This window comes from Micromonospora zhanjiangensis (genome assembly GCF_042650605.1).
GTDB lineage: Bacteria > Actinomycetota > Actinomycetes > Mycobacteriales > Micromonosporaceae > Micromonospora_J > Micromonospora_J zhanjiangensis.
Map to the genome: position 1 here is coordinate 89,018 of NZ_JBHSBN010000005.1, position 23,734 is coordinate 112,751.

Genomic DNA, 23,734 nt, shown 5'->3' on the forward strand with positions numbered 1-23,734 from the left:
TCGCCACCGCGGCACCGCAGCCGGCACCGCGCCGCACCGGCACCGCGCACCGGCACCGCGCACCGGCACCGCGCACCGGCACCGCGCACCGGCACCGCGCGGCACCGCGCCGCGCCGGCACCGCCGCGAGGCACCCGCGTCGGGCGGGACCGCGGCCGCCGCGAGGCGTGGCGCCCGCAGCCGCCGGTCGGGCGCCGTCGCGGAGGGCTCAGCCGTCGGGCGCGCGGAGCACCCAAACCCGGCCCGCCAGCTGGACGACCACGGCGCGGCCGGCCCGGCGTACGGTCGGGAACCGGCGGGGTCGGGGGGCCTGATCGCCGTCGTAGCGCCAGGCGGCCTCGCGCACGGCCAACTCCTCGGCGGCCGTGGCGGGCAGCCGCCCGGTCGCGGCGAGATCCCGGGCGAGGTCCCAGCCGTCCCGCAGCGAGCCCCGGGTCGGCCGCCCGTCGGCCCAGCCGGCGAAGGTGGCCGGCCACGGTGTGCCGGCGGCCAGCAGCGGCCAGTGCCGGGCCACCTCGCCGGCCCGCTTGCGCAGCAGGGCCGCGCGGGCCACGCCGACCAACCGGGCGTCGAAACCCGCCGGTACGGGCGCCCCGGCCACCAGGGCCGCCACCAGTTCGGCCTGCCGGGCGGCGAGCCCGCCGAGCGGCGCGGTCGGGTCCTCCGCCGGCCGGCGGCGCCCGGCCGTGGCCCCGGTCTCCGGGTGCCGGGGTGAGGCGGCTTCCGCGTCGGGGCGCCGGGGTGGGGTGGCCTCCGGGTCGGGGTGCCGGGGTGGGGTGGCCTCCGGGTCGGGGTGCCGGGGTGGGGTGGCCTCCGGGTCGGGGTGCCGGGGTGGGGCGGAGCCGTCGATCATGTCACCCTCGGATGGCCGGCGGCCGCGGCGATGGCGTCCAACTCGCCGCGCAGCGCCTCGGCCGGCGGGTACGACCCGTCGCGTTCCAGCATCAACGCCGGGGGTCGACGCCGCGCCGCGAGTTCGCCGATCAGGTCGAGCACCGGTCCGGGCACCGGATCGGCGTGCGTGTCGTGGTAGACGCCGCCGTGCTCGGCACCGCCCGCCACGTGGACGTAGCCGATCCGGTCCAGCGGCAGCCGGTCGAGCAGGGCGAGCGGGTCGTCGCCCCGGTTGCGGGCGTTGGCGTACACGTTGGCGAGGTCGAGCAGCAGCAGCGCGCCGGTACGGTCCAGGATCTCGGTGAGGAACGTGGCCTCGTCGAGTTCGTCGTCGGGCCAGTCGAAGACCGCCGCGATCGGTTCCAGCGCCAGCGGCACCGGCAGTTCCTCCTGGGTGCGCCGGACGTTGGCGACCATCGCGTCGACCGCCTCCCGGGTGCGGGGCAGCGGCAGCAGGTGCCCGGCCTCCACGTCACCGGCCCGGACGAACGCGATGTGTTCGCTGACCAGCGGCGCGTCGAACAGCTCGGCCACCTCGGCCAGGTGGGCCACCCGGTCCGGCTGGACCGGTTCGGCGCCGCCCAGGGAGAGCCGTACCCCGTGCGGCACGACCGCGACACCCCGCCCGCGCAGCGCGGCCAGCCCTTCGGGTACGGGGTGGTGACCGCCCACCGACTCGGCGACCACCTCGACGAAGCGCAGGCCGGGCAGGTCGGCGACGAAGCCGGCGATCTCCGGCCGCCACCCGATCCCCACCCCGCACACCGAACCGATACCCGCGCCGGTCGCCGACCCGGTCCGGTCCTCGTGGTCCGACCCGGTCCGGCCGTCCGCCGAGATTCGGAGATCGCACCGTGGGCCGTTCATCCGCCGCACCCGCTGCCACCGCCGCAGGAACTGCCCCCACCGCAGGAGCTGCCGCTACTGCAGGAACTGCTGCTCCCGCCGGAGGACGTGCTGCCCCAGCCCGTGCCGGTGGCCACCGCGCCCCGGTGGATCTGGGCCAGGCCGGCGAACTCGGGGTCCATCGCCCAGAGCGAGGCGGTGCCGAACAGCGCGATGCCCATCGCGGCTCCCGCGGACCCGTAGGTGGTGTACGCGGGGGACTTGTTCGGCGCGAGGTGCCGGTTGCGGTCGCGCAGGCTCGCCACCGCGGCGCTGCCGGCCCGGGTCCGGCGCGGTGTCCGGCCGGTCAGCGCGAAGCAGATGGCCAGCCCGACGACGGTGATCAGCAGGTAGCCGATCGGCTTTCCGTTGGACAGGCCGTTGACCAGCCGGAACGCGCCGAGCCCGAGCAGCGTCCAGGTGAGCAACTGGAAGATCAGGGCGAGGCCGCGGCGGGCCGGGTCGACCGCCAGGCCGCGCCGCACCAGATCCTGACGCAGCTCGTCGAGGGCGGTGCGCACCCACTGGTCGCCGGTCAGGTCGCGGGCCCGGATCCGCTTGCCGGCCGCGTTGTAGACGGCCTGGTCGAGCGGGGTGGACCCGGTCGGCATCGGGCCGGTGGTGGTGAGCATCCCGTCGGGGGCAATGCCGAGCGCGCCCGCGCCGCGCAACCCGCCGAGCGCGGTGTAGACCGCGAGCCGGTCCCCGGCGTTGAGGTAGGCCGCCTGCTGCGGGTGGACCCGGTCGTACCCGGGTTCCCGCCTGCCGGCGAAGGCCCAGGCCCGGTACAACAGCGTGCCGGCCACGACCACCGCCGCCGCCACCAGGTAGAACCGCAGGAAGGCCGGACCGGAGATGCCCCAGGTGTCGCCGCTCGCCGCCAGTGTCCGCATCTGCCGCTCCTGTCGAGGATGGGGTGCATGGCGCCATCATTGTGCGGCAGGCACGCCAGCGACTCAGCCTTGCGTGGTCAGGGCCGGCGGACGGCCTCCTCGACCGGGTCGAGCACCCGGCCCAGGTCGCCGGCCGGGGCGTCCCACCGCCAGGTCCGGCCGTCGCGCGTCGACCGGGTCAGCCGCCGCACCCGCCGCACCCGCCGCAGCCGCCGCAACCGCCCCCACAGGAACTGCAGCCGCCGCAGGAGCTGGCGCCCTCGCCCGTGGTGCCGCTACCGGCCAGCGCGTTCCGCTGGATCTGGGCCTGGCCGGCGAACGCGGGGTCCATCGCCCAGAGCGAGGCGGTGCCGAACAGGGCGATGCCCATCGCCGCTCCCGCCGCGCCGTAGGTGGCGTACGCGGGGGACATGCTGGGCGCGAGGTGCCGGTTGCGGTCGCGCAGGCTCGCCACGGCGGTGGCGCCGGCCCGGGTCCGGCGCGGTGTCCGGCCGGTCAGCGCGAAGCAGATGCCCAGGCCGACGATGGTGACCAGCAGGTAGCCGACCGGCTTGCCGGTGGACAGGCCGGTGACCAGCCGGAGCCCGCCGACCGCGAGCAACGCCCAGCAGGCCAGCTGGAAGAGCCGGGCGATCCGGCGACGGGCCGGGTCGACGGCCAGGCCTTGCCGGACCAGATCCCGGCGCAACTCGTCGAGGGCGTCGGCCACCCGCTGGTCCCCGATTAGGTCACCCGCCCGGGTCCGGTTGCCAGCGGCGTGGTAGACGGCCCGGCTGAGCGGGGTGGCCCCGGTCGGCAGCCGGCCGGTGGTGGTCAGCACACCGTCGTGGGCGACGCCGACCGCGTCCGCGCTGCGCAACCAGCCGAGCGCGGTGTAGACCGCGAGCCGGTCCCCGGCGTTGAGGTAGGCCGCCTGTTGCGGGTGGATCCGGTCGTACCCGGGATCGCGGCTGCCGGCGAAGGCCCACGCCCGGTAGAGCAGCGTGCCGACCACGACCAGTGCCGCCGCCGCCAGGTAGAGCCGCAGAAAGGCCGGGCCGGGGATACCCCAGGTGTCGCCGCTCGCCGCCAGTGTCCGCATCTGCCACTCCTGTCGAGGTGGAATGCAGGGGCACCATCATTGTGCGGCAGGCACACCAACGAATCGAGAGGCATAATTTTTCAGGGCCGGCGGACGGCCTCCTCGACCAGGTCGAGCACCCGGCCCAGGTCGCCGGCCGGCCGGCCCATCGCCAGGTGCAGCACCAGGCCGTCGTAGGCCAGCTCCAGGAACTGGGTCAACACCTCGATCGGTACGTCGTCGCGCAGCACGCCCGCCTCCCGTTGCCGGGCCAGCCGGTCCCGGGTGGCCGCGGCGATCGCCGCGGACCGCTCGGCCCAACGCTTGGCGAACTCCGGATCGGTCCGTAACCGCCGGGAGACCTCCAGTTGGCTGCCGAGCCAGCCGGCGGTGTCCGGCGACGTCGCCCGGGCCAGCAGGTCCCGCATCACCTGGACCAGGCCGTTGCGGGCGACCGTTTCGACCATGGCGGCCGCGTCGTCCTCGGCGACGGCGAGGAAGAGCGAGTCCTTGTCCCGGAAGTGGTGGAAGATCGCGCCGCGGGACAGGCCGGTCGCCTCCTCCAGCCGCCGGACCGTGGCGCCCTCGTAACCGTGCCGCGCGAAACAGGCGCGCGCCGCGGCCAGGATCTCCTGGCGGCGCGCGTCCAACTGGTCCTGGCTTACCCTGGGCACCAGTCGATCGTGACAGGTACCGGAAGCCAATGCAATCCGTACGTACGGCTTGTTAATACGCGGCGCGCCACCCCGCGCTCACCCGCCGACGGTGGCCGCAGCGGCGGGTGACCCCCTACCATCGGCGGCGTGTCGACACAGTCCTGGGAGCTACCGACCGATCCGCTGCGGGTGGCGGCGGTGCAGGCCGAGGCGGTCCCCGGTGATCTGGCCGGCAACGCGGCCACCGCCGCCCGGACGGTCACGGCGGCCGGGGCCGAGGGAGCGGCCGTGGCGGTGCTGCCGGAGTTGTTCCTGCCGGCGTACCACCCGGATACGCTGCGGGCCGACCCGGCCGGCACCGACCTGGCCGCGGACCACGCGGGCCGGGTCGACGATCCCCGGCTGGACCCGCTGCGGCTGGCCGCCCGGGACGCCCGGGTCGTCGTGGTGGTCGGCGCGGCGGTCCGCCACCCCGACGGCCGGCGGGCCTGTTCGGCCCTGCTGGTCGACCGGACCGGCCAGGTCACCTGCGGGTACGACAAGCAGCACCTGTGCGGTCCGGACGAACGGGAGTTGTTCGTCCCGGGCCGGCGCGGTGCCACCCTGCTGGTCGACGGGTGGCGGCTGGGGTTGGGCGTCTGCTACGACGGCTGCTTCCCCGAGCACGGCCGGGCCGCGGCCGACGACGGCGCGCACGGTTACCTCTGTCCGGCCGCCTACCGGGACGGTTCGCAGCACCGGCGGGATCTCTACTACCCGGCCCGGGCCCTGGAGAACACCATGTACGTCGTCTTCGCCAACCCGGTCGGTGGTCCGCCGCCGTGGCGGTTCAACGGCGGTGCCGCCGTCTACGACCCGGAGGGTCGCCCGCTGCGTCGCGCACCGGACCACGGAACGGCCATCGTCGTCGCCAGCTGCGAACCCGCCGTGCTGGCCGAGGTCCGGGCGGCGCACCCGATGCTCGCCGACCGGCTCCCCGACCAGGGAACGGACCGGGCGACCGTCGGCGACCTCACCGGGTGAGGCGTGGCCGGGCCGGCGCCCGAAGCGGTCATTCCGTTCGCTGGGAGATCATCCACTGGTGCCCGAACGGGTCGGCGATCCGGCCGGCCCGCCCGCCGTGGGGCTGGTCGCGCACCCGGTGGACGACGACGGCACCGGCGTTGGTCGCGGCCGCCTCGATCGCGTCGGCGTCGGAGACGTCGAGTGCCATGATCACCGGCGGTCCGCCGGTCGAGGTCGGCGCGGTGTCCCCGTACCCCTCGTCCTTGAGCGCGACGGTGAAGGTCCCGATGGTGACCTCCGCGTGGACGACACTGCCGCCGTCGTCGGTGTACCGGGCGGTCTCCCGCGCGCCGAAGGCGCTCCGGTAGAAGTCGATCGCGGCCGCGGCGTCGGCGACCACCAGTTTCGGATAGAGGTTCTGGATCTCGGTCATCCGGTCAGCATGAACCGCCGGCCGGCCGGGCGATTGTAGAAATGGGTCATGCCGGGACGTGGTTCCGGGCGCCGTCCGACCGGGGCCGGTACGCGGTCGGGCTGAACCCGGCGAACGCCCGGAAGTCGTGGATCATGTGGGCCTGGTCGTGGTAGCCGTGCTCCGCCGCGAGCCGGGCCCAGTCCGGTGCCAGGCCGTGCCGGGCGTCGGTGGTGACCGCACCGAGCAGCCGCTGGAACCGGCGCACCCGGGCGAACCGCTTCGGCGTGATCCCGACCCGGTCCCCGAACCTGCTGGCCAACCGTCGCCGGGTCCAACCGAGGCGGTCCTCCACCTCGGCCACGGTGGCGCCCCGGTGCAGGACGGCCGCCGCGACCGTGACCGCCGGGTCCGCGGCCGGCGCCCCGGCCGCCCGGGCCAGCAGGACCGCCTCCACCCACGCCCCGCAGGCTATCGCCAGCGGCGGACGGTAGCCGATGGCGCGGCGTTCGTGGCGGCCGGCCGGGCCCGGCCGTTCGCCCCGGCCGGTCGCACCTTCGGCGGATCGTCCACAACGGGCCACGCGGACCGGTCCGGCGGCCGTGCGGACCTCCCCGGTGGCCACCTGCCGGACTGTTCCCGGGCGGCCCAGGTCACGTAGTGTCTCGGCGTGCCGCTGCTGCTCCTCGACCTGGACAACACCTTGCTCGATCGGACCGGGGCCTTCCGGTCGTGGGGGCAGAGCCTGCTGGCCGAGATCGGCGCACCCGCTTCCGACATCGACTGGTTGCTGTCGGTGGACGCGGACGGGTTGACCGACCGCTGGGACGTCGCCGACGCCATCCGCGACCGGTACGACCTGCGGATCTCCTCGATCGACCTGGTCGACGCGTTGCGCGAGGGGGTGATCCGGCGGACCCGCCTCGACCCGCTGATCGCCTGCGCCCTGCGGATCGCCGAGGACGCCGGCTGGGTACCGGTGGTGGTGTGCAACGGCACGGTTACCCAGGAGGACGACAAGATCCGTCGGACCGGACTGGACCGGTACGTGGCGGACTGGGTGATCTCCGAGGAGGCCGGCGTCAGCAAGCCCAACCCCCGCATCTTCGAACTCGCCGCGCAACGGGCCCGGATGTCGTTGCGGGGCGCCTGGGTGATCGGCGACGGCCCGGAGGCGGACATCGGCGGCGCGGCCGCGATGGGGTTGCCCAGTGTGTGGCTGCACCGGGGGCGGACCTGGTTGGAGGACCGGTACGCCCCGACGCGTACCGCCGACGGCCTGATCGCCGCCGTGGCCACCGTGCTGGCGGGCTGACGGCGCCGGCGGGCTGACGGTGCTGGCGGGCTGACGGCCCGCTAAATGGGTTGCCCCGGGGCCGCGGGTCGGGTGAGACTCCGCGGGAGCGCCGGAGCATCGCCGAAGCCGCCGGCGGACGGAACGCACGCACCGGACAGGCACGTCCGGTCGGGGGAGAGGAGGAGCCGTGGCTGTGGTCATCCCGCGATACGTCATGCCTTCTTCCACCTCGACCAAGGGGACTCCACTGTGCGTGAGCACGACTTCCACGACGCGGCGCCCGGTCGCCGTACCCGACGCGGCCGCTTCGACGACGACGAACCGCGCTTCCTGAAGCGGTCCCGGACCGCCACGCCGGACGTTCTGAACGCCGGCCCCGACCTCGACCAACCGGAGACGGGCGACCGCTGGTCCTCCTGGGACGACGCGGAGCACGGTCCGCAGCCGCAGCCGGACTGGTTGGTGACCGAACTGGCCGCCGTCGACACCGAGCTGGGTGTGCTCAAGACGGGCAAGGAGGCCGACGTGCATCTGGTCCGGCGCGCGGTACCGGACACCGACCGGTCCTGCCTGCTGGCCGCCAAGCGCTACCGCGATCCGGAACACCGGCTGTTCCACCGGGACGCCGGCTACCTGGAGGGGCGTCGGGTGCGCCGGTCCCGGGAGATGCGGGCGATGGCCGGCCGGACCGCCTTCGGCCGGCAGGTGATCGCGGGGCAGTGGGCGGCCGCCGAGTTCACCGCGCTGTCCCGGCTCTGGCGGGTCGGTCACGAGTACGGCGGGATCGCGGTGCCCTACCCCGTACAGTTGCTGGGCACCGAGCTGCTGTTGGAGTTCGTCGGCGACCCCGTCGAGGGGCGGGCGGCGCCGCGGCTGGCCCAGCTGCGACCGGACGGTACGGAACTGGGCCGGCTCTGGGAGCAACTCGTCGACGCGCTGGTCGTCCTGGCTCGGGCGGGACTGGCACACGGCGACCTGTCGCCGTACAACCTGCTGGTGCACGACGGGCGGCTGGTGCTGATCGACCTGCCCCAGGTGGTCGACGTGGTGGCCAACCCGCAGGGACCGGAGTTCCTGGCCCGGGACGTACGGGTGGTGGCGAAATGGTTCGTCGCCCGGGGTCTGCCGGCGCGGGTGGCCGATCCGGGCGGGCTGACCGAGCGGCTGCGCGCCGAGGCCGGCCTGCCCTGATGCCGGCGGCGGGGACGGGTCGGCCCGGATCGGGGTCGACCCGGACCCGGCGTTACTGGAGGTACCTCTCCACCTCGTCGACCCCGCGTTCACCGGTGGCGTCGGGATCCTTGCCGGCCTGCCGGGCGGCCCGGCGCCGGCGCAGCAGGTCCCAGCACTTGTCGAGCGATTCCTCCAGGTGCCGCAGCCGCTCGCGCTCCTCGTCGCTGGTGCCCTCGGTGGCCTGCGACCGCGCCCGCAGTTGGTGCTCCTCGTCGACCAGGTCGGTGATCCGGCTCAGGATGGTCTTGTCGTCCATGGGCAAAGCCTGTCACAACGCCAACCGGTATGCCCCGGTTCCCCGCAGGCGGCCGCCGGCCGATGTAACGCCGGTGGATCTCGGGGCGATATAGGTAGCGTGAACCGCACAAAATTTGATCATGATTGCCCGGGGTCGACGGACCGCTCCGGGTGCGCCAGTGTCCCGCAACAAATTTAGGTTTCCATTAATTGATCTGGAGAAATGCGGCTGACGGTGGCATGCTCGCCGGAACTCGGTCGGAAACAGTCGGTCGGCAAAGCCACTGTCCACCGGGCGGGGTCCGAACGGGACGGAGCCGGCAGGCGCCCGGGAGGGCTGCCGTCCCACGGCGCCGATCCCCCGAGCTCCTCGGATCGGCAATGTTCGGACACGGCAGGTGACGTAGCGTATGGCGGCGGTCCGGATGACTTGAGTGACGCTCGGCGGCGCTGCTAGCGTGCGCCGGAAGTTTCGGTCGCGCCGGATGTCGGCGTGGCCATCACAGGTGACCACATGAAGCCCGGCCAGGGACGGTGTAATGGGTGCCCGCAGTTCGAGCCTGCGTACCAAGATTGTTGCCCTGTTGGTCTCACTCTCCGCGTTGTGGGTGTTCGCCGCCTGGGTCACCACGCGGGACGGGATGAACCTGCTGCTGTTGCAGACCTTGAACAACGGGGTATACCAGCCGAGCTCGCCGCTCCTGCTGGAGTTGCAGTTCGAGCGGCGGCTCTCCGTGACCTACCTGGCCAAGCCGAGCGAGCCGCAGCGTACGGCGTTGGACGGCAGCCGGCAGCGGACCGAGCGGCTCGTCGCCACCTTCAAGGAGTCGGCCCGTGACTGGCAGGTCGAAACCGCCGGCAGCGCCGCCCTCGACAGCCGGATCCGGGAGGCACTGGCCAAACTGGACGGCCTGGCCGCGGTCCGCTCCTCGGTCGACAACCGGTCCCTCGACCGGCCGGCCGCGATCCGGGCGTACACCGACGTGGTCGACGCGCTGTTCGGCGTCTACGGCGCGCTCGGCGTGCTCGACGACGAGAGCCTGGCCCGGGACTCCGACAATCTCACCAGGGTCAACCAGGCCCGCGAGCTGGCCGCCCAGGAGGACGCGCTGGTCGCCGGCGTGCTCGCCGCCGGCCGGATGACCGAAGCGGAGTACACCCAGTTCAGCCAGTTGGTGGGCGCGCAGCGGTTCGTCGCCGCCGACGCGGCCGCGAAAATGCCGGGCACCCTCCAGGCGAGATTCGAGCAGATGAGGAGCAGCCCGGAGATCGTCCGGTTCCGGAACCTCGAGGACCGGCTGATCATCGACGGTCGGTCGGCACGACCATTACCGGTGGACCCGGTCGACTGGCGCAACGCCGCCGAGGCGGCCCTGGAGCAGATGCACCAGGTGGTGCTCGCCGGAGCCGACGCGATCGAGGAGCGGGCCACCCCGATGGCGATCGGTGTGATCATCCGGCTGCTGCTCGCCGCCGGTCTCGGCCTGCTCGCCGTCATCGCCTCGATCGTCGTCTCGATCACCACCGCCCGCGCCCTGGTCCGCCAGTTGGAACGGCTGCGGGAGGCGGCTCGGCAACTGGCCGAGGAACGCCTGCCCGGCGTCGTCGCCCGCCTCGGTCGGGGCGAGGACGTCGACGTCGCCGCCGAGGCGCCACCGCTCGCCTTCGGCGAGGACGAGATCGGTCAGGTCGGTCAGGCCTTCAACGCCGTGCAGGAGACCGCCGTCCGTACCGCCGTCGAGCAGGCGGAACTGCGCCGCAACGTGCGCGACGTCTTCCTCAGCATCGCCCGGCGCAGCCAGGCGCTCGTGCACCGGCAGCTCACCCTGCTGGACACGATGGAACGGCGTGAGCAGAACGCCGAGGACCTGGAGGATCTGTTCCGGGTCGACCACCTCGCCACCCGGATGCGGCGCAACGCCGAGAACCTGATCGTGCTCTCCGGGTCGACGCCCGGGCGGGCCTGGCGACGCAACGTCCCGATGGTCGACGTCGCTCGCGGCGCGGTCGCCGAGGTGGAGGACTACACCCGGGTGACCGTCCTGCCGTTCGGCCCGGTGTCGTTGGCCGGTCGGGCCGTCGGTGACACGATCCACCTGCTCGCCGAGCTGATCGAGAACGCGTTGTCCTTCTCACCGCCGCACACCGCCGTCGAGGTCAAGGGTCAGCTGGTGGGCAACGGCTACGTGATCGAGGTCGAGGACCGCGGGCTCGGTATGTCCGAGGAGGACCTGGCGGCGGCGAACGTCCAGGTCAACAACCGGTCGGCGGAGTTCAACCTGGCCAACGCGGCCCGCCTCGGCCTGTTCGTGGTGAGCCGGTTGACCGAGCGGCACGGGATCCGGGTGCAGCTCAAGGAGTCGCCCTACGGCGGCACCACCGCGGTCGTCCTGATCCCGGCGGAACTGGTGTCCGACGGTTCGACGGACGGGGACACCTCCGGCGGTTTCCTGGCCGGCCGGACCGCCACGGCCCCGCGGGCCGGGCACGCCGACGAGTCCGTCCGCGCGGTCCGGGCGCCGGCGGCCATCGAGGCCGGCCCGGTCGCGGTCGTCGACCCGCCGGCCGACGGTGCGGTGGCGCTTGCGGGTGGACCGGAATCGGTGCGGCCCACCGCCGACGGGGTCGCGGAACGGACGTCCGTGGCCGAGCGGCGCGCCCTCGGGCCGGGGGACACGCCCACGATCGAACTGACCGGGCCGCTGATCGGGCCGGACGGAAATCCGGCGACCGAGCCGCCGCTGCCGGTACGGCGCCGGCAACGGCCGCCGGTGCCCGGGCAGCGGCAGGCGCCGTCCGGCCCGTCTCCCGACGGCGGAACCGGATCCGGCCCGACCGTCGCGGCTCCGACCGGCGGTGCCGGCCCGACCGTCGCGGCTCCGACCGGACGTGCCGTGGACGCCCCGGTCGCCGGGTCCGCGGCCGGCGGCGTGGTGGATGCTCCGGTCGCCGGGACGCCGGCGGGTGGGGCAACCGACCGTACCGCGGGTCCGGCGGCGGGTACCACCGCCTCCGGCCTGCCGTTGCGGGTCCGTCAGGCCAACCTCGCGCCGCCGCTGCGGCCCGGGTCCGACCCGGCCGGGTCGACCGACGCCGAACCGGACGTTCCTCCGGTGCCGGAGCGGGTCCGCCGGATGATGACCGCGTACCAGAGCGGCACCCGCCGCGGCCGCGACGAGGCGGCCCGGTTGCAGAACGAACCGGGCGACGAGCCGGCCGACCCGGCACCGGTAACCTCCACTGTGGAGAGTCCGGCCGGTACCGTCGGCACGGACGTCGCTCCCGACCCGACCGACCCGGCCCCGGCCGGCGACGGACCGGCCGAGCGGGACCGGGAGACCGGGACCGGCGGACCGGTACGGAACAGCTGACCACGACGATCGCGACGACACGCGCCAGCAGAAAGAGGACAACGAGTGGTGCAGAAGACGGCGTCGAGCCTGGCCTGGTTGCTGGACGACCTGGTCGGGCGGGTCAAGCAGGTCGAACATGCGATCGCCCTCTCCACAGACGGCCTGCTGATGGCGTCGTCCCAGGGACTCGGCCAGGACGACGGCGACCACCTGGCGGCGATGGCCGCGGGCATCCAGAGCCTGGCCCGGGGCGCCGGGAAGCGGTTCGGTGGTGGCCAGGTGCAGCAGACCATCATCGAGATGCAGAGCACGTTCCTGTTCGTCACCGCGGCCGGCCGCAACGCGTGCCTGGCGGTGCTCGCCGCGGAGGACGCCGACGTGGGGCTGATCGCGTACGAGATGGCCATGCTGGTGACCCGGGCCGGCAAGTTCCTGACCTCGCCGAACCGGCCGGCGCAGGATCCGGGCGAGGAGCGGTAACCGATGGCCACACCACCAGAGCCGCACCTGGAACGATGGGTGGACGACCACGCCGGCCCGGTGGTACGTCCGTACGCGGTGACCGGCGGTCGGGCCCGGACGGTCGCCGGCAGGTTCGACCTGATCTCGCTGGTGAGCGCCACCGGCATGGTGCCGCCGCCGGACATCGGTCTCGGGCCGGAGCACCTGGCCATCGTGGAGTTGAGCCAACGGACGCTCTCGGTGGCGGAGGTGGCCGCACACCTGGACCTGCCGGTCGGCACCGTCCGGGTGCTCCTCGGCGACCTGGTGGAACGTAATCTGATCGAGGTCCGGGAGCCGCGAGCCGCCTCCCATCATCCTGACGACAGCATCTTCGAGGCGGTGATCAATGGACTCCGAGCGCTCTGACCCGGGCGTCGAGCGGGCCAATCTGCCCACCGCCGTCAAGGTCCTGGTGGCCGGCGGTTTCGGGGCGGGCAAGACCACCCTGGTCGGCTCGGTCAGCGAGACCAGGCCGTTGCGCACCGAGGAGGTGCTCACCGAGACCGGCATCGGCGTGGACGACCTGGCCGGCGTCGAGGACAAGAACACCACCACGGTGGCGATGGACTTCGGCCGGATCACCATCGGGCCGGATCTGGTGCTCTACCTCTTCGGTACGCCCGGCCAGGACCGGTTCTGGTTCGTCTGGGACGAACTCGCGCTCGGCGCGCTCGGCGCGGTCGTGCTCGCCGACACCCGCCGGCTGGCCGACTGCTTCCCGTCGATCGACTACTTCGAGGGCCGGGGCACCCCGTTCATCGTGGCGGTGAACTGCTTCGACGGTGCCCGGCGGTACCACCTGGACGAGGTCCGGCAGGCGCTCGACCTCGACGAGGACGTGCCGGTGGTGCTCTGCGACGCCCGGGAGCGCACGTCCAGCAAGGAGGCGCTGATCACGCTGCTGGAGCACGCGATGAAGGCCCGCGAGGCGCGCCGGGCCGACCCGGCCGGGTGACCGGGTGACGGCGCCGCCCACCGGGGCGTTCGACGCGTCCTTCCTGGCCGATCCGTACGCCGGTTGGGCTGCGCTGCGGCGGGCCGCCCCGGTGCACCGGATCACCCTGCCGGACGGCGCGCCGGTCTGGCTGGTCACCCGGTACCCGGACGTCCGGGCCGGCCTGGCCGACGAGCGGCTGTCGCTGGACAAGGCCAACGGGACCGGCCGGTGGCGCGGGTTCTCGCTGCCACCGGCGCTGGACGCCAACCTGCTGAACCTGGACCCGCCGGACCACACCCGGATCCGGCGTCTGGTCGGGCGGGCCTTTACCGCCGCGCGGGTGGCCCGGTTGAGACCCCGGATCGAGGCGACGGCGGACGAACTGCTGGACCGGGTCGCGCCGGCCGGCCGGGCCGACCTCGTCGCCGACTACGCCGGGCCGTTGCCGGTGACGGTGATCTGCGACCTGCTGGGCGTACCGGCCGACGACCGGTCGTCGCTGCGGGGCTGGACGGACCGGCTGCTGACCCCACCCGCGGACGATCCCGGGGCGGCCGGCCGGGCCCTCGGCGCGCTGCACGACTTCCTGATCCGGCTGATCGCCGACAAGCGCCGTGAGCCCGGCGACGACCTGCTCTCCGGGATGATCGCGGTGCGGGACGACGGCGACCGGTTGACCGAGGACGAGCTGACCTCGCTGGCCTTCCTGGTGCTGTTCGCGGGCTACGAGAACTCCGTCCACCTGATCGGCACCGGCCTGCTTGCCCTGCTGCGCCGCCCGGACCTGCTCGCCGACCTGCGCGGGCCCGACGGGTCAGCCGAGGGGTCGCTCGACAGCGGGCTGCCGGAGCCGGTGGTGGAGGAGCTGCTGCGGCTGGAACCGCCCGCACCGCTGGCCATCCGCCGGTTCGCGCTGGTCGACCTGACCATCGGCGGGGTCACCATTCCCGCCGGCGAGACCGTACTGCTGGGCATCGCCGCCGCCAACCGCGACCCGGACCGGTTCGCCGAGCCGGACATCGTGGATCCGACGCGGCCGGTCGGCGGGCAGCTCAGCCTGGGTCACGGCATCCACTACTGCCTGGGCGCCCCGCTGGCCCGGCTGGAGGCGCGGACCGCCATCGGCGCGGTGCTGCGCCGCTTCCCCCGGGTGGCGCTGGCGGTCGACCCGGCCGAGCTGACCTGGCGGACCTCCTACCGGGTCCGCGGCCTGCGCGCCCTGCCGGTCACCTTCTGACGGTACGGAAATCCGGCACCCCGGCGGCGCACGTCGACACGGCCCCGGGCGCATCTGCCGCGGTTGGGCCGCACACAACGGGCACGGGCTCCTTTCCGCAGGGAGAAGGAGCCCGTGACCAGGTTCGCCGTGCCGGTCAGCCGTTCAGCATCTTGCGCAGGACGTACTGCAGGATGCCGCCGTGCCGGTAGTAGTCGGCCTCGCCGGGGGTGTCGATCCGGACCACCGCGTCGAACTCCACGCCGGTGTCGGTGGTGACCTTCACCGTCCGCGGGGTCCGTCCGTCGTTCAGCGCGGTCACCCCGCTGATCGAGAACGTCTCGGTGCCGGTGAGCCCGAGCGACTCGGCCGTGGTGTCGGTGGGGAACTGCAGCGGCAGCACGCCCATGCCGATCAGGTTGGACCGGTGGATCCGCTCGTACGACTCGGCGATGACCGCCCGTACGCCGAGCAGCATGGTGCCCTTGGCCGCCCAGTCCCGGGACGAGCCGGAGCCGTACTCCTTGCCGGCCAGCACCACCAGCGGCACGCCGGCCTCGGCGTACGCCACCGAGGCGTCGTAGATAGTGGTCTGCTCGCCGGTCAGGTGGTTGACCGTGAAGCCACCCTCGGGAAGCGAAGCTCCCGCATCAGAACCGGTACCGGGCATCCGCAGTTGATTACGCAGCCGGATGTTGGCGAAGGTGCCCCGGATCATCACCTCGTGGTTGCCGCGCCGGGAGCCGTACGAGTTGAACTCGTGCTTCGGCACGCCGTGCTCGGCGAGGTAGCGACCGGCGGGCGAGTCGGCCTTGATCGAGCCGGCCGGCGAGATGTGGTCGGTGGTCACCGAGTCACCCAGCCGGGCCAGCACCCGGGCGCCGGAGATGTCCGCCACCGGCTGCGGCTCGCGTCCCATGCCCTCGAAGTACGGGGGCTTGCGGACGTACGTGGACTCGTCCGCCCAGGCGAACGTGTCGCCCGTCGGGGTGGGCAGCGACTGCCAGCGTTCGTCGCCGGCGAACACGTCGGCGTAGTCCCGGGTGAACATCTCGCTGGCGATCGCGCTGGCGATGACGTCCTCGATCTCCTGGCCGTTCGGCCAGATCTCCCGCAGGAAGACCGGCTTGCCCTCGGTGTCCTCGCCGATCGGCTCGTTGGCCAGGTCGATGTCCATCGTGCCGGCCAGCGCGTAGGCCACCACCAGCGGCGGGGAGGCCAGGTAGTTCATCTTGACGTCCGGGTTGATCCGGCCCTCGAAGTTGCGGTTGCCGGACAGCACCGAGACCACCGACAGGTCGTTCTCGTTCACCGCGGCGCTGATCGCCTCGGGCAGCGGGCCGGAGTTGCCGATGCAGGTGGTGCAGCCGTAGCCGACCAGGTGGAAGCCGAGCTTCTCCAGGTAGGGCGTGAGACCGGCCCGCTCGTAGTAGTCCATGACCACCTTCGAGCCGGGGGCCAGGGTGGTCTTCACCCACGGCTTGCGGTTCAGGCCGCGGTCGACGGCGTTGCGGGCCAGCAGCGCCGCGCCGATCATGACCTGCGGGTTGGAGGTGTTGGTGCAGGAGGTGATGGCGGCGATCACCACGGCGCCGTGGTCGAGTTCGAACTCGGAGCCGTCGTCGCCGGTGACCCGGATCGGGTTGCTGGCCCGGCCGCCCGAGCCGACGGCCGCGGTGACCAGGTCACGCGGGGCGTCGGCCGGGTCGTGCGCGCAGTCGGCGGCGGGCGGGTCGCTGGCCGGGAACGACTCGGCGCTGGCCTCGTCGGCCTTGCCGGTCGGACCCTGCTCGGGCTGGGCGACGTAGTCGGCCAGCGCGGAGCGGAACAGCGTCTTGGCGTTGCCCAGCGGCACCCGGTCCTGCGGGCGCTTCGGGCCGGCCAGCGACGGTTCGATGGTGGACAGGTCCAGTTCGAGCCGCTCGGAGTAGTTCGGCTCGGCCGAGGGGTCGTGCCACAGACCCTGTTCCTTCGCGTACGCCTCGACCAGCGCGACCTGCTGCTCGGACCGGCCGGTGAGCTTCAGGTAGCGGACCGTCTCGTCGTCGATCGGGAAGATCGCGACGGTGGAGCCGTACTCCGGGGACATGTTGCCGATGGTGGCCCGGTTGGCCAGCGGCACGGCGCTGACGCCGGGGCCGTAGAACTCGACGAACTTGCCGACCACGCCGTGCTTGCGCAGCATCTCGGTGATGGTCAGCACCAGGTCGGTGGCGGTGGTGCCGGCCGGCATCTCACCGTGCAGCTTGAAGCCGACGACCCGGGGGATCAGCATGCTGACCGGCTGGCCGAGCATGGCGGCCTCGGCCTCGATGCCGCCGACGCCCCAGCCCAGCACGCCCAGGCCGTTGACCATCGTGGTGTGCGAGTCGGTGCCGACCACGGTGTCGGGATATGCCTGCCCGTTGCGCTCCATGATCGTACGGGCCAGGTACTCGATGTTGACCTGGTGCACGATGCCGGTGCCGGGCGGGACGACCTTGAACTCGTTGAACGCGCTCTGCCCCCAGCGCAGGAACTGGTAGCGCTCCTTGTTGCGGCCGTACTCCAGCTCGACGTTGCGGACGAAGGCGTCCTCGCGGCCGAACAGGTCGGCGATCACCGAGTGGTCGATGACCAGCTCGGCCGGGTTGAGCGGGTTGACCTTGGTGGCGTCGCCACCCAGCTCGCGGACCGCCTCACGCATGGTGGCCAGGTCCACGACGCAGGGCACGCCGGTGAAGTCCTGCATCAGCACCCGGGCCGGGGTGAACTGGATCTCCACGCTCGGGTCCGCGTCCGGGTCCCATCCGCCGAGTTCGCGGATGTGGTCCTCGGTGATGTTCGCGCCGTCCTCGGTGCGCAGCAGGTTCTCCAGCAGGATCTTCAGGCTGTACGGCAGGCGGTCGTGCCCGTCGACCTTGCTGATCTTGAAAATCTCGTAGCTCGCGTCTCCGACGCGTAGCTGGGTTTTCGCACCGAAGGTGTCGAGGCTCGCCACGTCGTACTCCTTCACACCGGCGACCGGGTAGTCCTGAGCAGTCTCGCTTACCAGTTACCGCGACACCGGCCTGGGGTAACGCCGGCCGGGTCGGTTTGTCTCCGCAGTTGTTGTCTCCGCGTAATAAAACCGTACGTCCGTCTTGCTATCGGCGCAACCCCTGACCGCCACTCCGGACGGGCACGTCGGGCGTGGTCGGTGGCGTGACGGTGCTAGCCTGCCCCGGGTGATCTCCGCAGACGTGCACCTCGCCGCCCAGCCGCGCCTCGACACGCTGGTCACCGGGTTCGCCGCCGGTCCCGGCTCGGACGAACTGCGCCGGGTGCGCACCGAGTACGCCGGCGTCGCCTGGATCGGCGACCAGCCGGACCCGGACACCGGCATGCTGGGCTCGACGTACCGTCGCCGCGCGTTCGACGCGCGGCTGTTCCTGCCGGACACCCACTGGTACGACGCGGACGCGCTCGCCGACGCGGAGGTCCAGGTCACCGGCGCCCTGCTGCAGGTACCGAAGACCGACCGGGACACCCAGGGCCTGGTCGGCGCGGCGGCCGAACCGGTGGTCGAGTTCTACGAGCACCCGGAGGGCCAGCCCGGCGTCGGCGTCTGCCTGTGGCTGCGCGGCGACCTCTGGTCCAACCTCGGCCTGAGCTACCGGATCATCGTGCTCTGCGCTGCCGAGGCGATCATCCGGCCGGGGGCCGACACCGACTCGGACACGGTCTTCGAGCTGTTGCCGCCCCCGGACGGCTACGGCGACACGGGCGCCGACACCAGCTACAACTGAACCTTTTTCAACCTGAACCGCGCGGCGCGCGCGCCGCCTTCGACCTCGACCAACGGCGGCCCGCAAGGGGAGGTTGAAAAGGTTCACTGATCCGGCTGTCGGGGACGGCCGGCGGCCAGGGGATCGGCGGCGGCCCCGCCGAGCTGTTCCTCGGCGGCCCGGACCGTCTGCTCCAGCAGGATCGCGATGGTCATCGGGCCCACTCCGCCCGGCACCGGAGTGAGCATGCCGGCCACGGCGCGCGCCGCGTCGAAGTCGACGTCGCCCACCCCGCCCGGGTGGTAGCCGGCGTCGACGACCACCGCGCCCGGCTTGAGCCAGGTGCCCTGGACGAAGTTCGGCCGGCCCACCGCCGCCACCACGAGGTCCGCGCCGCCGACGATCGCCGGCAGGTCCGTGGTCCGGGAATGGCAGTAGGTCACCGTCGCGTCCCGGGCCAGCAGCAACATGCCGACCGGCCGGCCGAGGATCGGACTGCGGCCGATCACCACCGCGTGCCGGCCGCGCGGATCCACGCCGTACGCGTCGAGCAGCCGGACGATGCCGCCCGGGGTACAGGAGACGAAGCCCGGCAGCCCGAACGCCATCGTGCCAAACGAGTGCGTGGTCACCCCGTCGACGTCCTTGGCCGGCGCGATCGCCTCGAACGCGGCCCGCTCGTCGATGTGCCCCGGCACCGGGTGCTGCAGCAGGATGCCGTGCACCGCCGGGTCGGCGGACAGGTCGGCGATCCGGGTCACCAGCTCCGCGGTGCCGGTCCCGGCGGGCAGGTGTACGTACCGGGAGTCGATGCCCGCCTCGTGGCACCGGTTGCGTTTCATCCGTACGTAGGTGGCCGAGGCCGGGTCGTCGCCGACCAGCACGGTGGCCAGGCAGGGCCGACGACCGGTCCGCCCGACCAGCGCGGCGGCCCGTTCGGCGCTGCGGATCAGGATGTCGCGGGCGAGTCGGGTACCGACCATCAGGTGGGCGTCGGGAGTGGCGGGAATGGTCATCGGCGGCTCCGGGGCGGCGCGTCGGGACGGCTCGCCCAGGCGCGCGGCATCGTCGACGAAACGGGTCGGGCCGCTCCCCGGTGGTGCTCCACCTCAGCGCCAGTCACGGCCGCGACCCACGTTACCCCGTCGCTGCGGGGTCAGCCGCCGGAGCGGTCGGCTCACCAGGTGCGACCGCCCCGAACCGCAGCACCGCCGCCGCCGTCGCGGCCGGGCGTGCGCGCGACGACGGGCCGGCCTCCGGGATGGAGGCCGGCCCGTCGGTGCGGAGAGCGGGTCAGTGCGAGTAGCCGTGGGTGGCCATCCAGTGCGCCAGGTCGTCGGTGTGGATCCAGTAGCTGGCCACGTTCGGGTTGGCCGGGTCGGCGATCTTCACCAGGTCACCGTCGTCCTGGTAGCCGACCACGCTGACGTAGTGGCCGCCCGAGTAGTCGTGGACCGCACCGTCGGTGTCGGTGGCGACGCCGGCGACGTTGGCCACGACGGCGCGGTTGTCGTCGATGGTGGCCTTGATGTCGGACTTCAGCGTGTCGATCTGACCGGCGGTGATGTCGGTCGTGGGCAGCGCGGTGGTCTTGTACTTGTCGGCGCCGAGAACCGTGTTCAGGACCCGGGTGGTGTCCTCGGCGGACGCGGTGCCGGCTTCGGTGGTGCCGAGCGCCTTGGCGATCTCGTCCTGGCTGAGGTCGTGACCGGTGGCGGTCAGCGCGATCCGGGTGGACGCCGGGCCGCAGTAGTAGAAGTTGGGCTGGGACTCGTACTTGATGGCGACGTCCTTGGCCCGCTTGCCGCCGTGGGCGCCGTTACCGCCGCCACGGTTGCCGTGGTCGCCACCCCGGTCGGTGGTGACGGTGGCCGCGTGGGGCTTGGTGTGGGCCGGCTCGGCGGCGTGGGCGGCGACGGCGGGCCCGGCGATGGCACCGCCGGTGAGGGCGAGGCCGGCCGCGGTGAGGACGGTGCGGCGGATCAGCGGGGTACGGATGGTCTCCGGGAGGAAACGGGTGAAGGTGGTCATGGTGGTGATCGCCTTTCACTCGGGGGTGTGCGGCTGGGGGGCCGCGTCGCGCGTCTCTCGTCGCCCCGGTCGGGGATGGGGCGGTGCGCGGGTCGGGAGGTGTAACCGGCCGGGGCCCGGGGATGTTCCCGGCCCCGTCGGCCTGCGCTGCGGCGGTCACGGGACGGCGCCGGAAGCCCGGCGCGGCCGGGGGTCGCTGCTGCGGTCGTACGGGGTCTTCAACGCCGCCGACCGCCGACCGATTCCGCCGATCCGGACATTTCGCCACCCCGATCGGGGCATCGATCCGGACATTCCGGCCAGGGCGTCGGTGCCGGGGCCGCCGGGCGGTGTTCCGGTTTGGTGCCACGTGTCCGGATCCGGCCGGATGCGAGGCGGGTGGGTGCTCGGTAGCGTGCGGTCATGACGAATCCGTTGCGCATGTTGACGTTGGCCGAGTTGCGCAGCCGCACCAGCATGAAGTGGCGGAACTACCCGCCGGACGTCCTGCCGCTGTGGGTGGCGGAGATGGACGTACCGCTCGCCGAGCCGGTGGTCCGGGCCGTCACCGACGCGATCGCCCGCGGCGGGACTGGACGGCAACCGGCGGGCGCTGGCCGACCTGCTCGCCGAGCACCTGCCCACCGTGGGCTACCGGCCGCCGCAGGGCACCTACCTCGCGTGGCTGGACTGCCGCCCGCTGGACCTGGCCGACGATCCGGCGGCGGTCTTCCTCGACCGGGGTCGGGTCGCGCTGAACTCCGGGCCGGATTTCGGCACCGGCGGAGCCGGGCACGTCCGGCTCAACCTGGCCACCTCGCCGGACCTGCTGGCCGAGGCGGTCCGTCGGATCGCGGCGGCGGTTCGCTGACCGCCCGGTCCGGCCCGCGGGCCGTGTCCTGCCGACGCGTTCGCACACCTGTCGGGTAAGTTCGTCTGCTGGCTCTGGCAGCGCGTCCCACCGACCAGGAGTTCCGACAGCATGGGCAAGAAGACCGTTCACATCTCCGACTTCAGCGGCGAGGTTCTGCGACACGAGGACGACGTGGTCCGCGTCGTGGTGCTGGAGCACCCCGACCTGGTCGCCGGTCCGGTGCAGTTGGAGGCCCGTCCCGTCGAGGTGGAGAGCATCGACGACGCGGCCTTGGACGTCGCGGTCGTGGAGATCTACGACCGGCACGGCAACGGCGAACCACGCCGGGTGACGCTGACCGCGGCCGAGTTCGACGAACTCGCCACCGACGTACCGATGGCGCAGTTGCTGCGGACCGCCGAGCGGGTCAAGCCGGCCCGCGCGCCGCGCCGGGCCGCGGACCGGCCCGACTACTCGACGCCGGAGCACGCCGGCAAGCCGCACCGGGGCCGGGTCACTGACGAGGAGGCCCGGTACGTCCGGGAGAACCTGGACGAGGTGAACAAGCGGCTCGCCGACGAGGGACTGCGGCAGATCGACCCGGCCGACGCCGAACACGCCGCCCGGTACGGCCTTCCCGCCCCGGCGTAGCCGCGGTCAGGCCGCGCCCTGCGGCGGCTGACCGCCGCCGGCCTCCGCGTGCCGCTCACGCAGCCGGAGCCGGATCTCGTCCGGTGTGTACGCCCGCCGCTGCCGCTCGGCGCGGGCGATCACCACTCCGGTGGCCGCGACGCCGACGAAGCTGGCCAGGCCCAGTACCTTCCACCACCGCATCCGCCTAATGTAGTCGGGTGACTCAGACCAGCATCAGCCTGGACGAGGCGGTGGAGCTGACCCGGACCGGCGACGTCTGGGTCTTCCGGGGCCGGAGCGCGCCCGACCGGGCCATCCAGCTCACCACCAACAGCCCGGTCAACCACGTCGGCATGGCGGTGGTGCTGGACGACATGCCGCCGCTGATGTGGCACGCCGAACTCGGCAGGTCGCTGCCCGACCTGTGGGCCGGCGGGCACCACCGCGGCGTGCAACTGCACGACCTGCGGGACGCCGTCTGTGTCTGGGCGAACCGGTACGGCCAGCGGGCCTGGCTGCGCCAGCTCGAACCACCGGCCGCGCGGCAGATGGAGGACGCGGTGCTGCGTACCGTCGCCCGGCTGGACGGCACCCCGTTCCCGTCCACCGCGCAACTCGCCTGGCGCTGGGTCCGGGGCCGGGTGCCGGACGTCCGGCTGCCCGGCGGTCGCCGGATCGCCCGCCCGTTCACCGCACCCGACGCGGACCGGTCGCCGTCGGCAGTCGACGCGGACCGGTCGCCGTCGGCCGCCGCCGGGGACCGGGCGCTGGAGACGGCCTACTGCGCCGAGGTGGTGGCGGTGACGTACGAGGCGATGGGGCTGCTGCCGGCCGGCCGGCGCCCCAACTGGTACGACCCGGGCCGGTTCTGGAGCGGCGACGACCTGGAACTGGCCGACGGGGCGCGGCTCGGCAGCGAGATCATGGTCAGCATCCCGCCGCGTTGATCCCGTCGGGCCCCCTCGACGGTACGGGAATCCCATATGGACCGGTTTCCCCCGTTGCCTCCCAGGAAGTAGATCGTTACGCTCTGGCGGGCCGAGGTTCCGCGCTCCCACGAGTCGGGCCGCTACCGGAGCGGGGAGGCCAATGTCTGGTGACCATGCCCTTGTCAAGGACGAGCGGCGGATGCCCGGTCCACTCGCCTCCATCCCGTGGCTCGTCGTGGTGGTCGGCGCGGCGATGATGGTGAGCCTGTTCCTGATCGCGTTGGGCACCATGCTGCCCCACCGGCAGCCCGGGCTGCCGTTGACGAACCAACAGGGTGCGCCGCTGTTGCCGGCGCGTGACCCGTCGTCGGAGCAGCTTCCCCTCCCGGTGGCCTCCGACGGCCCGATGACCGACTCGCCGGCACCGTTGCCCGGCGGCCGGGGTGCCACCAGCCGCCGGGCCGAGCCGCCACCGACGACCCAGCCGACCCGGTCCGATCCGGGCGGGAACGCGCCGGGCGCCGGCCAGCACGGATTGCCGCCCGCCGGCGGTAACGCCAACGGGCCCTCCCGGGACGGCCCGAGCAACGTCATGCTCATGGGCGGTCAGTCGAGGCGCTGCCTGGACATCGACAACTTCGGTACGGCCAACGGCACGCAGGCCCAGCTGTGGGACTGCAACGGCGGCTACAACCAGCGCTGGACCTACACCGCGGCTCAGCAGATCGTCCTGTACGGGAACAAGTGCCTGACGGCCGGCAATCGCGGCACCACCGACGGCACCCCGGCGGTGATCTGGGACTGCGACGGTGGAAGCCACCAGCGATGGACGATCAGATTCGACGGTACCGTCGTCGGCGAGCGGTCCGGGCTGTGTCTGGACGCGTACTTCGCCCGCACCGGCAACGGCACACAGATCGTCCTCTGGTCCTGCAACGGCGGCGCGAACCAGAGGTGGCGACTGCTGAACTGAGGTTTGCC

At 73.1% G+C, this 23,734-nt stretch carries 24 protein-coding genes, 1 pseudogene and 1 riboswitch; of the genes and pseudogenes, 13 read left to right on the forward strand and 12 right to left on the reverse strand.

The annotated features are described in order from the left end of the window. Window positions 1-208 precede the first annotated feature (208 nt). From ACFOX0_RS09660 to ACFOX0_RS09680, 5 genes are all read right to left on the reverse strand, one after another. Window positions 209-616 (reverse strand): hypothetical protein, encoded by a 408-nt coding sequence (locus tag ACFOX0_RS09660; protein ID WP_377544235.1) that lies wholly within the window; start codon window positions 614-616, stop codon window positions 209-211. Window positions 617-849: 233 nt separating this feature from the next. After that, window positions 850-1,761, reverse strand: a complete 912-nt coding sequence (locus ACFOX0_RS09665; RefSeq protein WP_377543749.1) for a DUF692 domain-containing protein — start codon at window positions 1,759-1,761, stop codon at window positions 850-852. Next, window positions 1,758-2,672, reverse strand: coding sequence for a TIGR04222 domain-containing membrane protein (locus ACFOX0_RS09670; protein WP_377543751.1), 915 nt, complete (start codon window positions 2,670-2,672; stop codon window positions 1,758-1,760). The genes ACFOX0_RS09665 and ACFOX0_RS09670 overlap by 4 nt, the downstream gene beginning before the upstream one ends. 178 nt (window positions 2,673-2,850) lie before the next feature. After that, the gene (locus ACFOX0_RS09675) at window positions 2,851-3,753 is read right to left on the reverse strand and encodes a TIGR04222 domain-containing membrane protein (RefSeq protein ID WP_377543753.1); all 903 of its coding nucleotides are present in this window, start codon (window positions 3,751-3,753) and stop codon (window positions 2,851-2,853) included. Window positions 3,754-3,833: 80 nt separating this feature from the next. After that, a complete protein-coding gene (locus ACFOX0_RS09680; protein WP_377543756.1) occupies window positions 3,834-4,406 on the reverse strand; it encodes a TetR/AcrR family transcriptional regulator in 573 nt (190 codons plus the stop codon). Window positions 4,407-4,535: 129 nt separating this feature from the next. Here ACFOX0_RS09680 and ACFOX0_RS09685 point away from each other — a divergent pair, with 129 nt between their 5' ends. Continuing rightward, on the forward strand, window positions 4,536-5,411 hold the full coding sequence (locus ACFOX0_RS09685) for a carbon-nitrogen hydrolase family protein (protein WP_377543758.1): 876 nt from the start codon (window positions 4,536-4,538) through the stop codon (window positions 5,409-5,411). Between the two features lie 28 nt (window positions 5,412-5,439). Here ACFOX0_RS09685 and ACFOX0_RS09690 read toward each other — a convergent pair whose 3' ends face one another. Beyond that, window positions 5,440-5,826, reverse strand: coding sequence for a VOC family protein (locus tag ACFOX0_RS09690; RefSeq protein WP_377543760.1), 387 nt, complete (start codon window positions 5,824-5,826; stop codon window positions 5,440-5,442). Between the two features lie 46 nt (window positions 5,827-5,872). After that, entirely contained in the window at window positions 5,873-6,430 is a 558-nt protein-coding gene (locus ACFOX0_RS09695; protein WP_377543763.1) for a helix-turn-helix domain-containing protein, read from the reverse strand. A 45-nt stretch (window positions 6,431-6,475) separates the two neighbouring features. Here ACFOX0_RS09695 and ACFOX0_RS09700 point away from each other — a divergent pair, with 45 nt between their 5' ends. Then, complete coding sequence (locus ACFOX0_RS09700; protein WP_377543765.1) at window positions 6,476-7,120, forward strand: HAD family hydrolase; 645 nt, start codon at window positions 6,476-6,478, stop codon at window positions 7,118-7,120. A 231-nt stretch (window positions 7,121-7,351) separates the two neighbouring features. Continuing rightward, entirely contained in the window at window positions 7,352-8,293 is a 942-nt protein-coding gene (locus tag ACFOX0_RS09705) for a serine protein kinase RIO (RefSeq protein WP_377543767.1), read from the forward strand. Between the two features lie 52 nt (window positions 8,294-8,345). Here ACFOX0_RS09705 and ACFOX0_RS09710 read toward each other — a convergent pair whose 3' ends face one another. Beyond that, entirely contained in the window at window positions 8,346-8,591 is a 246-nt protein-coding gene (locus ACFOX0_RS09710; protein WP_377543769.1) for a DUF2630 family protein, read from the reverse strand. A gap of 520 nt (window positions 8,592-9,111) precedes the next feature. On the opposite strand from ACFOX0_RS09710, the gene ACFOX0_RS09715 reads away from it, so the two are divergent. The 5 genes from ACFOX0_RS09715 to ACFOX0_RS09735 are packed head-to-tail and all read left to right on the forward strand — an operon-like array spanning window position 9,112 to window position 14,603. Beyond that, complete coding sequence (locus ACFOX0_RS09715) at window positions 9,112-11,943, forward strand: sensor histidine kinase (RefSeq protein ID WP_377543771.1); 2,832 nt, start codon at window positions 9,112-9,114, stop codon at window positions 11,941-11,943. Between the two features lie 45 nt (window positions 11,944-11,988). Beyond that, the gene (locus ACFOX0_RS09720; RefSeq protein WP_377543773.1) at window positions 11,989-12,405 is read left to right on the forward strand and encodes a roadblock/LC7 domain-containing protein; all 417 of its coding nucleotides are present in this window, start codon (window positions 11,989-11,991) and stop codon (window positions 12,403-12,405) included. Window positions 12,406-12,408: 3 nt separating this feature from the next. Next, window positions 12,409-12,795: a DUF742 domain-containing protein gene (locus ACFOX0_RS09725; protein WP_377543775.1), complete on the forward strand. Its 387-nt coding sequence runs from the start codon at window positions 12,409-12,411 to the stop codon at window positions 12,793-12,795. Then, window positions 12,776-13,384, forward strand: a complete 609-nt coding sequence (locus tag ACFOX0_RS09730) for a GTP-binding protein (protein ID WP_377543777.1) — start codon at window positions 12,776-12,778, stop codon at window positions 13,382-13,384. Before ACFOX0_RS09725 ends, ACFOX0_RS09730 begins: the two co-directional genes overlap by 20 nt. Window positions 13,385-13,388: 4 nt before the next feature. Beyond that, complete coding sequence (locus ACFOX0_RS09735) at window positions 13,389-14,603, forward strand: cytochrome P450 family protein (protein ID WP_377543779.1); 1,215 nt, start codon at window positions 13,389-13,391, stop codon at window positions 14,601-14,603. A gap of 136 nt (window positions 14,604-14,739) precedes the next feature. Here the strand turns inward: ACFOX0_RS09735 and ACFOX0_RS09740 are convergent, their stop codons facing one another. Next, window positions 14,740-17,577, reverse strand: a complete 2,838-nt coding sequence (locus tag ACFOX0_RS09740) for an aconitate hydratase (RefSeq protein ID WP_377543781.1) — start codon at window positions 17,575-17,577, stop codon at window positions 14,740-14,742. Window positions 17,578-17,788: 211 nt separating this feature from the next. On the opposite strand from ACFOX0_RS09740, the gene ACFOX0_RS09745 reads away from it, so the two are divergent. Next, window positions 17,789-18,349 (forward strand): hypothetical protein, encoded by a 561-nt coding sequence (locus ACFOX0_RS09745; RefSeq protein WP_377543784.1) that lies wholly within the window; start codon window positions 17,789-17,791, stop codon window positions 18,347-18,349. 83 nt (window positions 18,350-18,432) lie between these two features. Here the strand turns inward: ACFOX0_RS09745 and ACFOX0_RS09750 are convergent, their stop codons facing one another. After that, window positions 18,433-19,344, reverse strand: coding sequence for a bifunctional 5,10-methylenetetrahydrofolate dehydrogenase/5,10-methenyltetrahydrofolate cyclohydrolase (locus ACFOX0_RS09750; protein ID WP_377543787.1), 912 nt, complete (start codon window positions 19,342-19,344; stop codon window positions 18,433-18,435). Window positions 19,345-19,370: 26 nt separating this feature from the next. Continuing rightward, a riboswitch (ZMP/ZTP riboswitch) is annotated at window positions 19,371-19,461 on the reverse strand. Window positions 19,462-19,621: 160 nt separating this feature from the next. Then, window positions 19,622-20,326 (reverse strand): C39 family peptidase, encoded by a 705-nt coding sequence (locus tag ACFOX0_RS09755; protein WP_377544237.1) that lies wholly within the window; start codon window positions 20,324-20,326, stop codon window positions 19,622-19,624. Window positions 20,327-20,927: 601 nt separating this feature from the next. On the opposite strand from ACFOX0_RS09755, the pseudogene ACFOX0_RS09760 reads away from it, so the two are divergent. Beyond that, window positions 20,928-21,209: pseudogene (locus tag ACFOX0_RS09760) on the forward strand (pyridoxal phosphate-dependent aminotransferase); the annotation flags it as partial. A 111-nt stretch (window positions 21,210-21,320) separates the two neighbouring features. Next, on the forward strand, window positions 21,321-21,842 hold the full coding sequence (locus ACFOX0_RS09765; RefSeq protein ID WP_377543789.1) for a hypothetical protein: 522 nt from the start codon (window positions 21,321-21,323) through the stop codon (window positions 21,840-21,842). Window positions 21,843-21,848: 6 nt separating this feature from the next. On the opposite strand, the gene ACFOX0_RS09770 is transcribed toward ACFOX0_RS09765, so the two are convergent. Beyond that, the gene (locus ACFOX0_RS09770; RefSeq protein WP_377543791.1) at window positions 21,849-22,025 is read right to left on the reverse strand and encodes a hypothetical protein; all 177 of its coding nucleotides are present in this window, start codon (window positions 22,023-22,025) and stop codon (window positions 21,849-21,851) included. A gap of 17 nt (window positions 22,026-22,042) precedes the next feature. Between ACFOX0_RS09770 and ACFOX0_RS09775 the strand changes: the two genes are divergently transcribed. Both ACFOX0_RS09775 and ACFOX0_RS09780 read left to right on the forward strand, forming a co-directional pair. Further along, window positions 22,043-22,771: a hypothetical protein gene (locus tag ACFOX0_RS09775; RefSeq protein WP_377543794.1), complete on the forward strand. Its 729-nt coding sequence runs from the start codon at window positions 22,043-22,045 to the stop codon at window positions 22,769-22,771. 142 nt (window positions 22,772-22,913) lie between these two features. After that, window positions 22,914-23,726 carry an RICIN domain-containing protein gene (locus ACFOX0_RS09780; RefSeq protein ID WP_377543796.1) on the forward strand — a complete coding sequence of 271 codons (813 nt, stop codon included), beginning with the start codon at window positions 22,914-22,916 and terminating at the stop codon, window positions 23,724-23,726. Window positions 23,727-23,734 lie beyond the last annotated feature (8 nt).

Excerpts from the sequence above, each read along its gene's own strand:
- ACFOX0_RS09665 (WP_377543749.1), bottom strand. The coding sequence starts at position 1,761 with ATGAACGGCCCACGGTGCGATCTCCGAATCTCGGCGGACGGCCGGACC.
- ACFOX0_RS09670 (WP_377543751.1), bottom strand. The coding sequence starts at position 2,672 with ATGCGGACACTGGCGGCGAGCGGCGACACCTGGGGCATCTCCGGTCCG.
- ACFOX0_RS09675 (WP_377543753.1), bottom strand. The coding sequence starts at position 3,753 with ATGCGGACACTGGCGGCGAGCGGCGACACCTGGGGTATCCCCGGCCCG.
- ACFOX0_RS09690 (WP_377543760.1), bottom strand. The coding sequence starts at position 5,826 with ATGACCGAGATCCAGAACCTCTATCCGAAACTGGTGGTCGCCGACGCC.
- ACFOX0_RS09710 (WP_377543769.1), bottom strand. The coding sequence starts at position 8,591 with ATGGACGACAAGACCATCCTGAGCCGGATCACCGACCTGGTCGACGAG.
- ACFOX0_RS09715 (WP_377543771.1), top strand. The coding sequence starts at position 9,112 with ATGGGTGCCCGCAGTTCGAGCCTGCGTACCAAGATTGTTGCCCTGTTG.
- ACFOX0_RS09725 (WP_377543775.1), top strand. The coding sequence starts at position 12,409 with ATGGCCACACCACCAGAGCCGCACCTGGAACGATGGGTGGACGACCAC.
- ACFOX0_RS09730 (WP_377543777.1), top strand. The coding sequence starts at position 12,776 with ATGGACTCCGAGCGCTCTGACCCGGGCGTCGAGCGGGCCAATCTGCCC.
- ACFOX0_RS09750 (WP_377543787.1), bottom strand. The coding sequence starts at position 19,344 with ATGACCATTCCCGCCACTCCCGACGCCCACCTGATGGTCGGTACCCGA.
- ACFOX0_RS09765 (WP_377543789.1), top strand. The coding sequence starts at position 21,321 with ATGGGCAAGAAGACCGTTCACATCTCCGACTTCAGCGGCGAGGTTCTG.
- ACFOX0_RS09770 (WP_377543791.1), bottom strand. The coding sequence starts at position 22,025 with ATGCGGTGGTGGAAGGTACTGGGCCTGGCCAGCTTCGTCGGCGTCGCG.
- ACFOX0_RS09780 (WP_377543796.1), top strand. The coding sequence starts at position 22,914 with ATGTCTGGTGACCATGCCCTTGTCAAGGACGAGCGGCGGATGCCCGGT.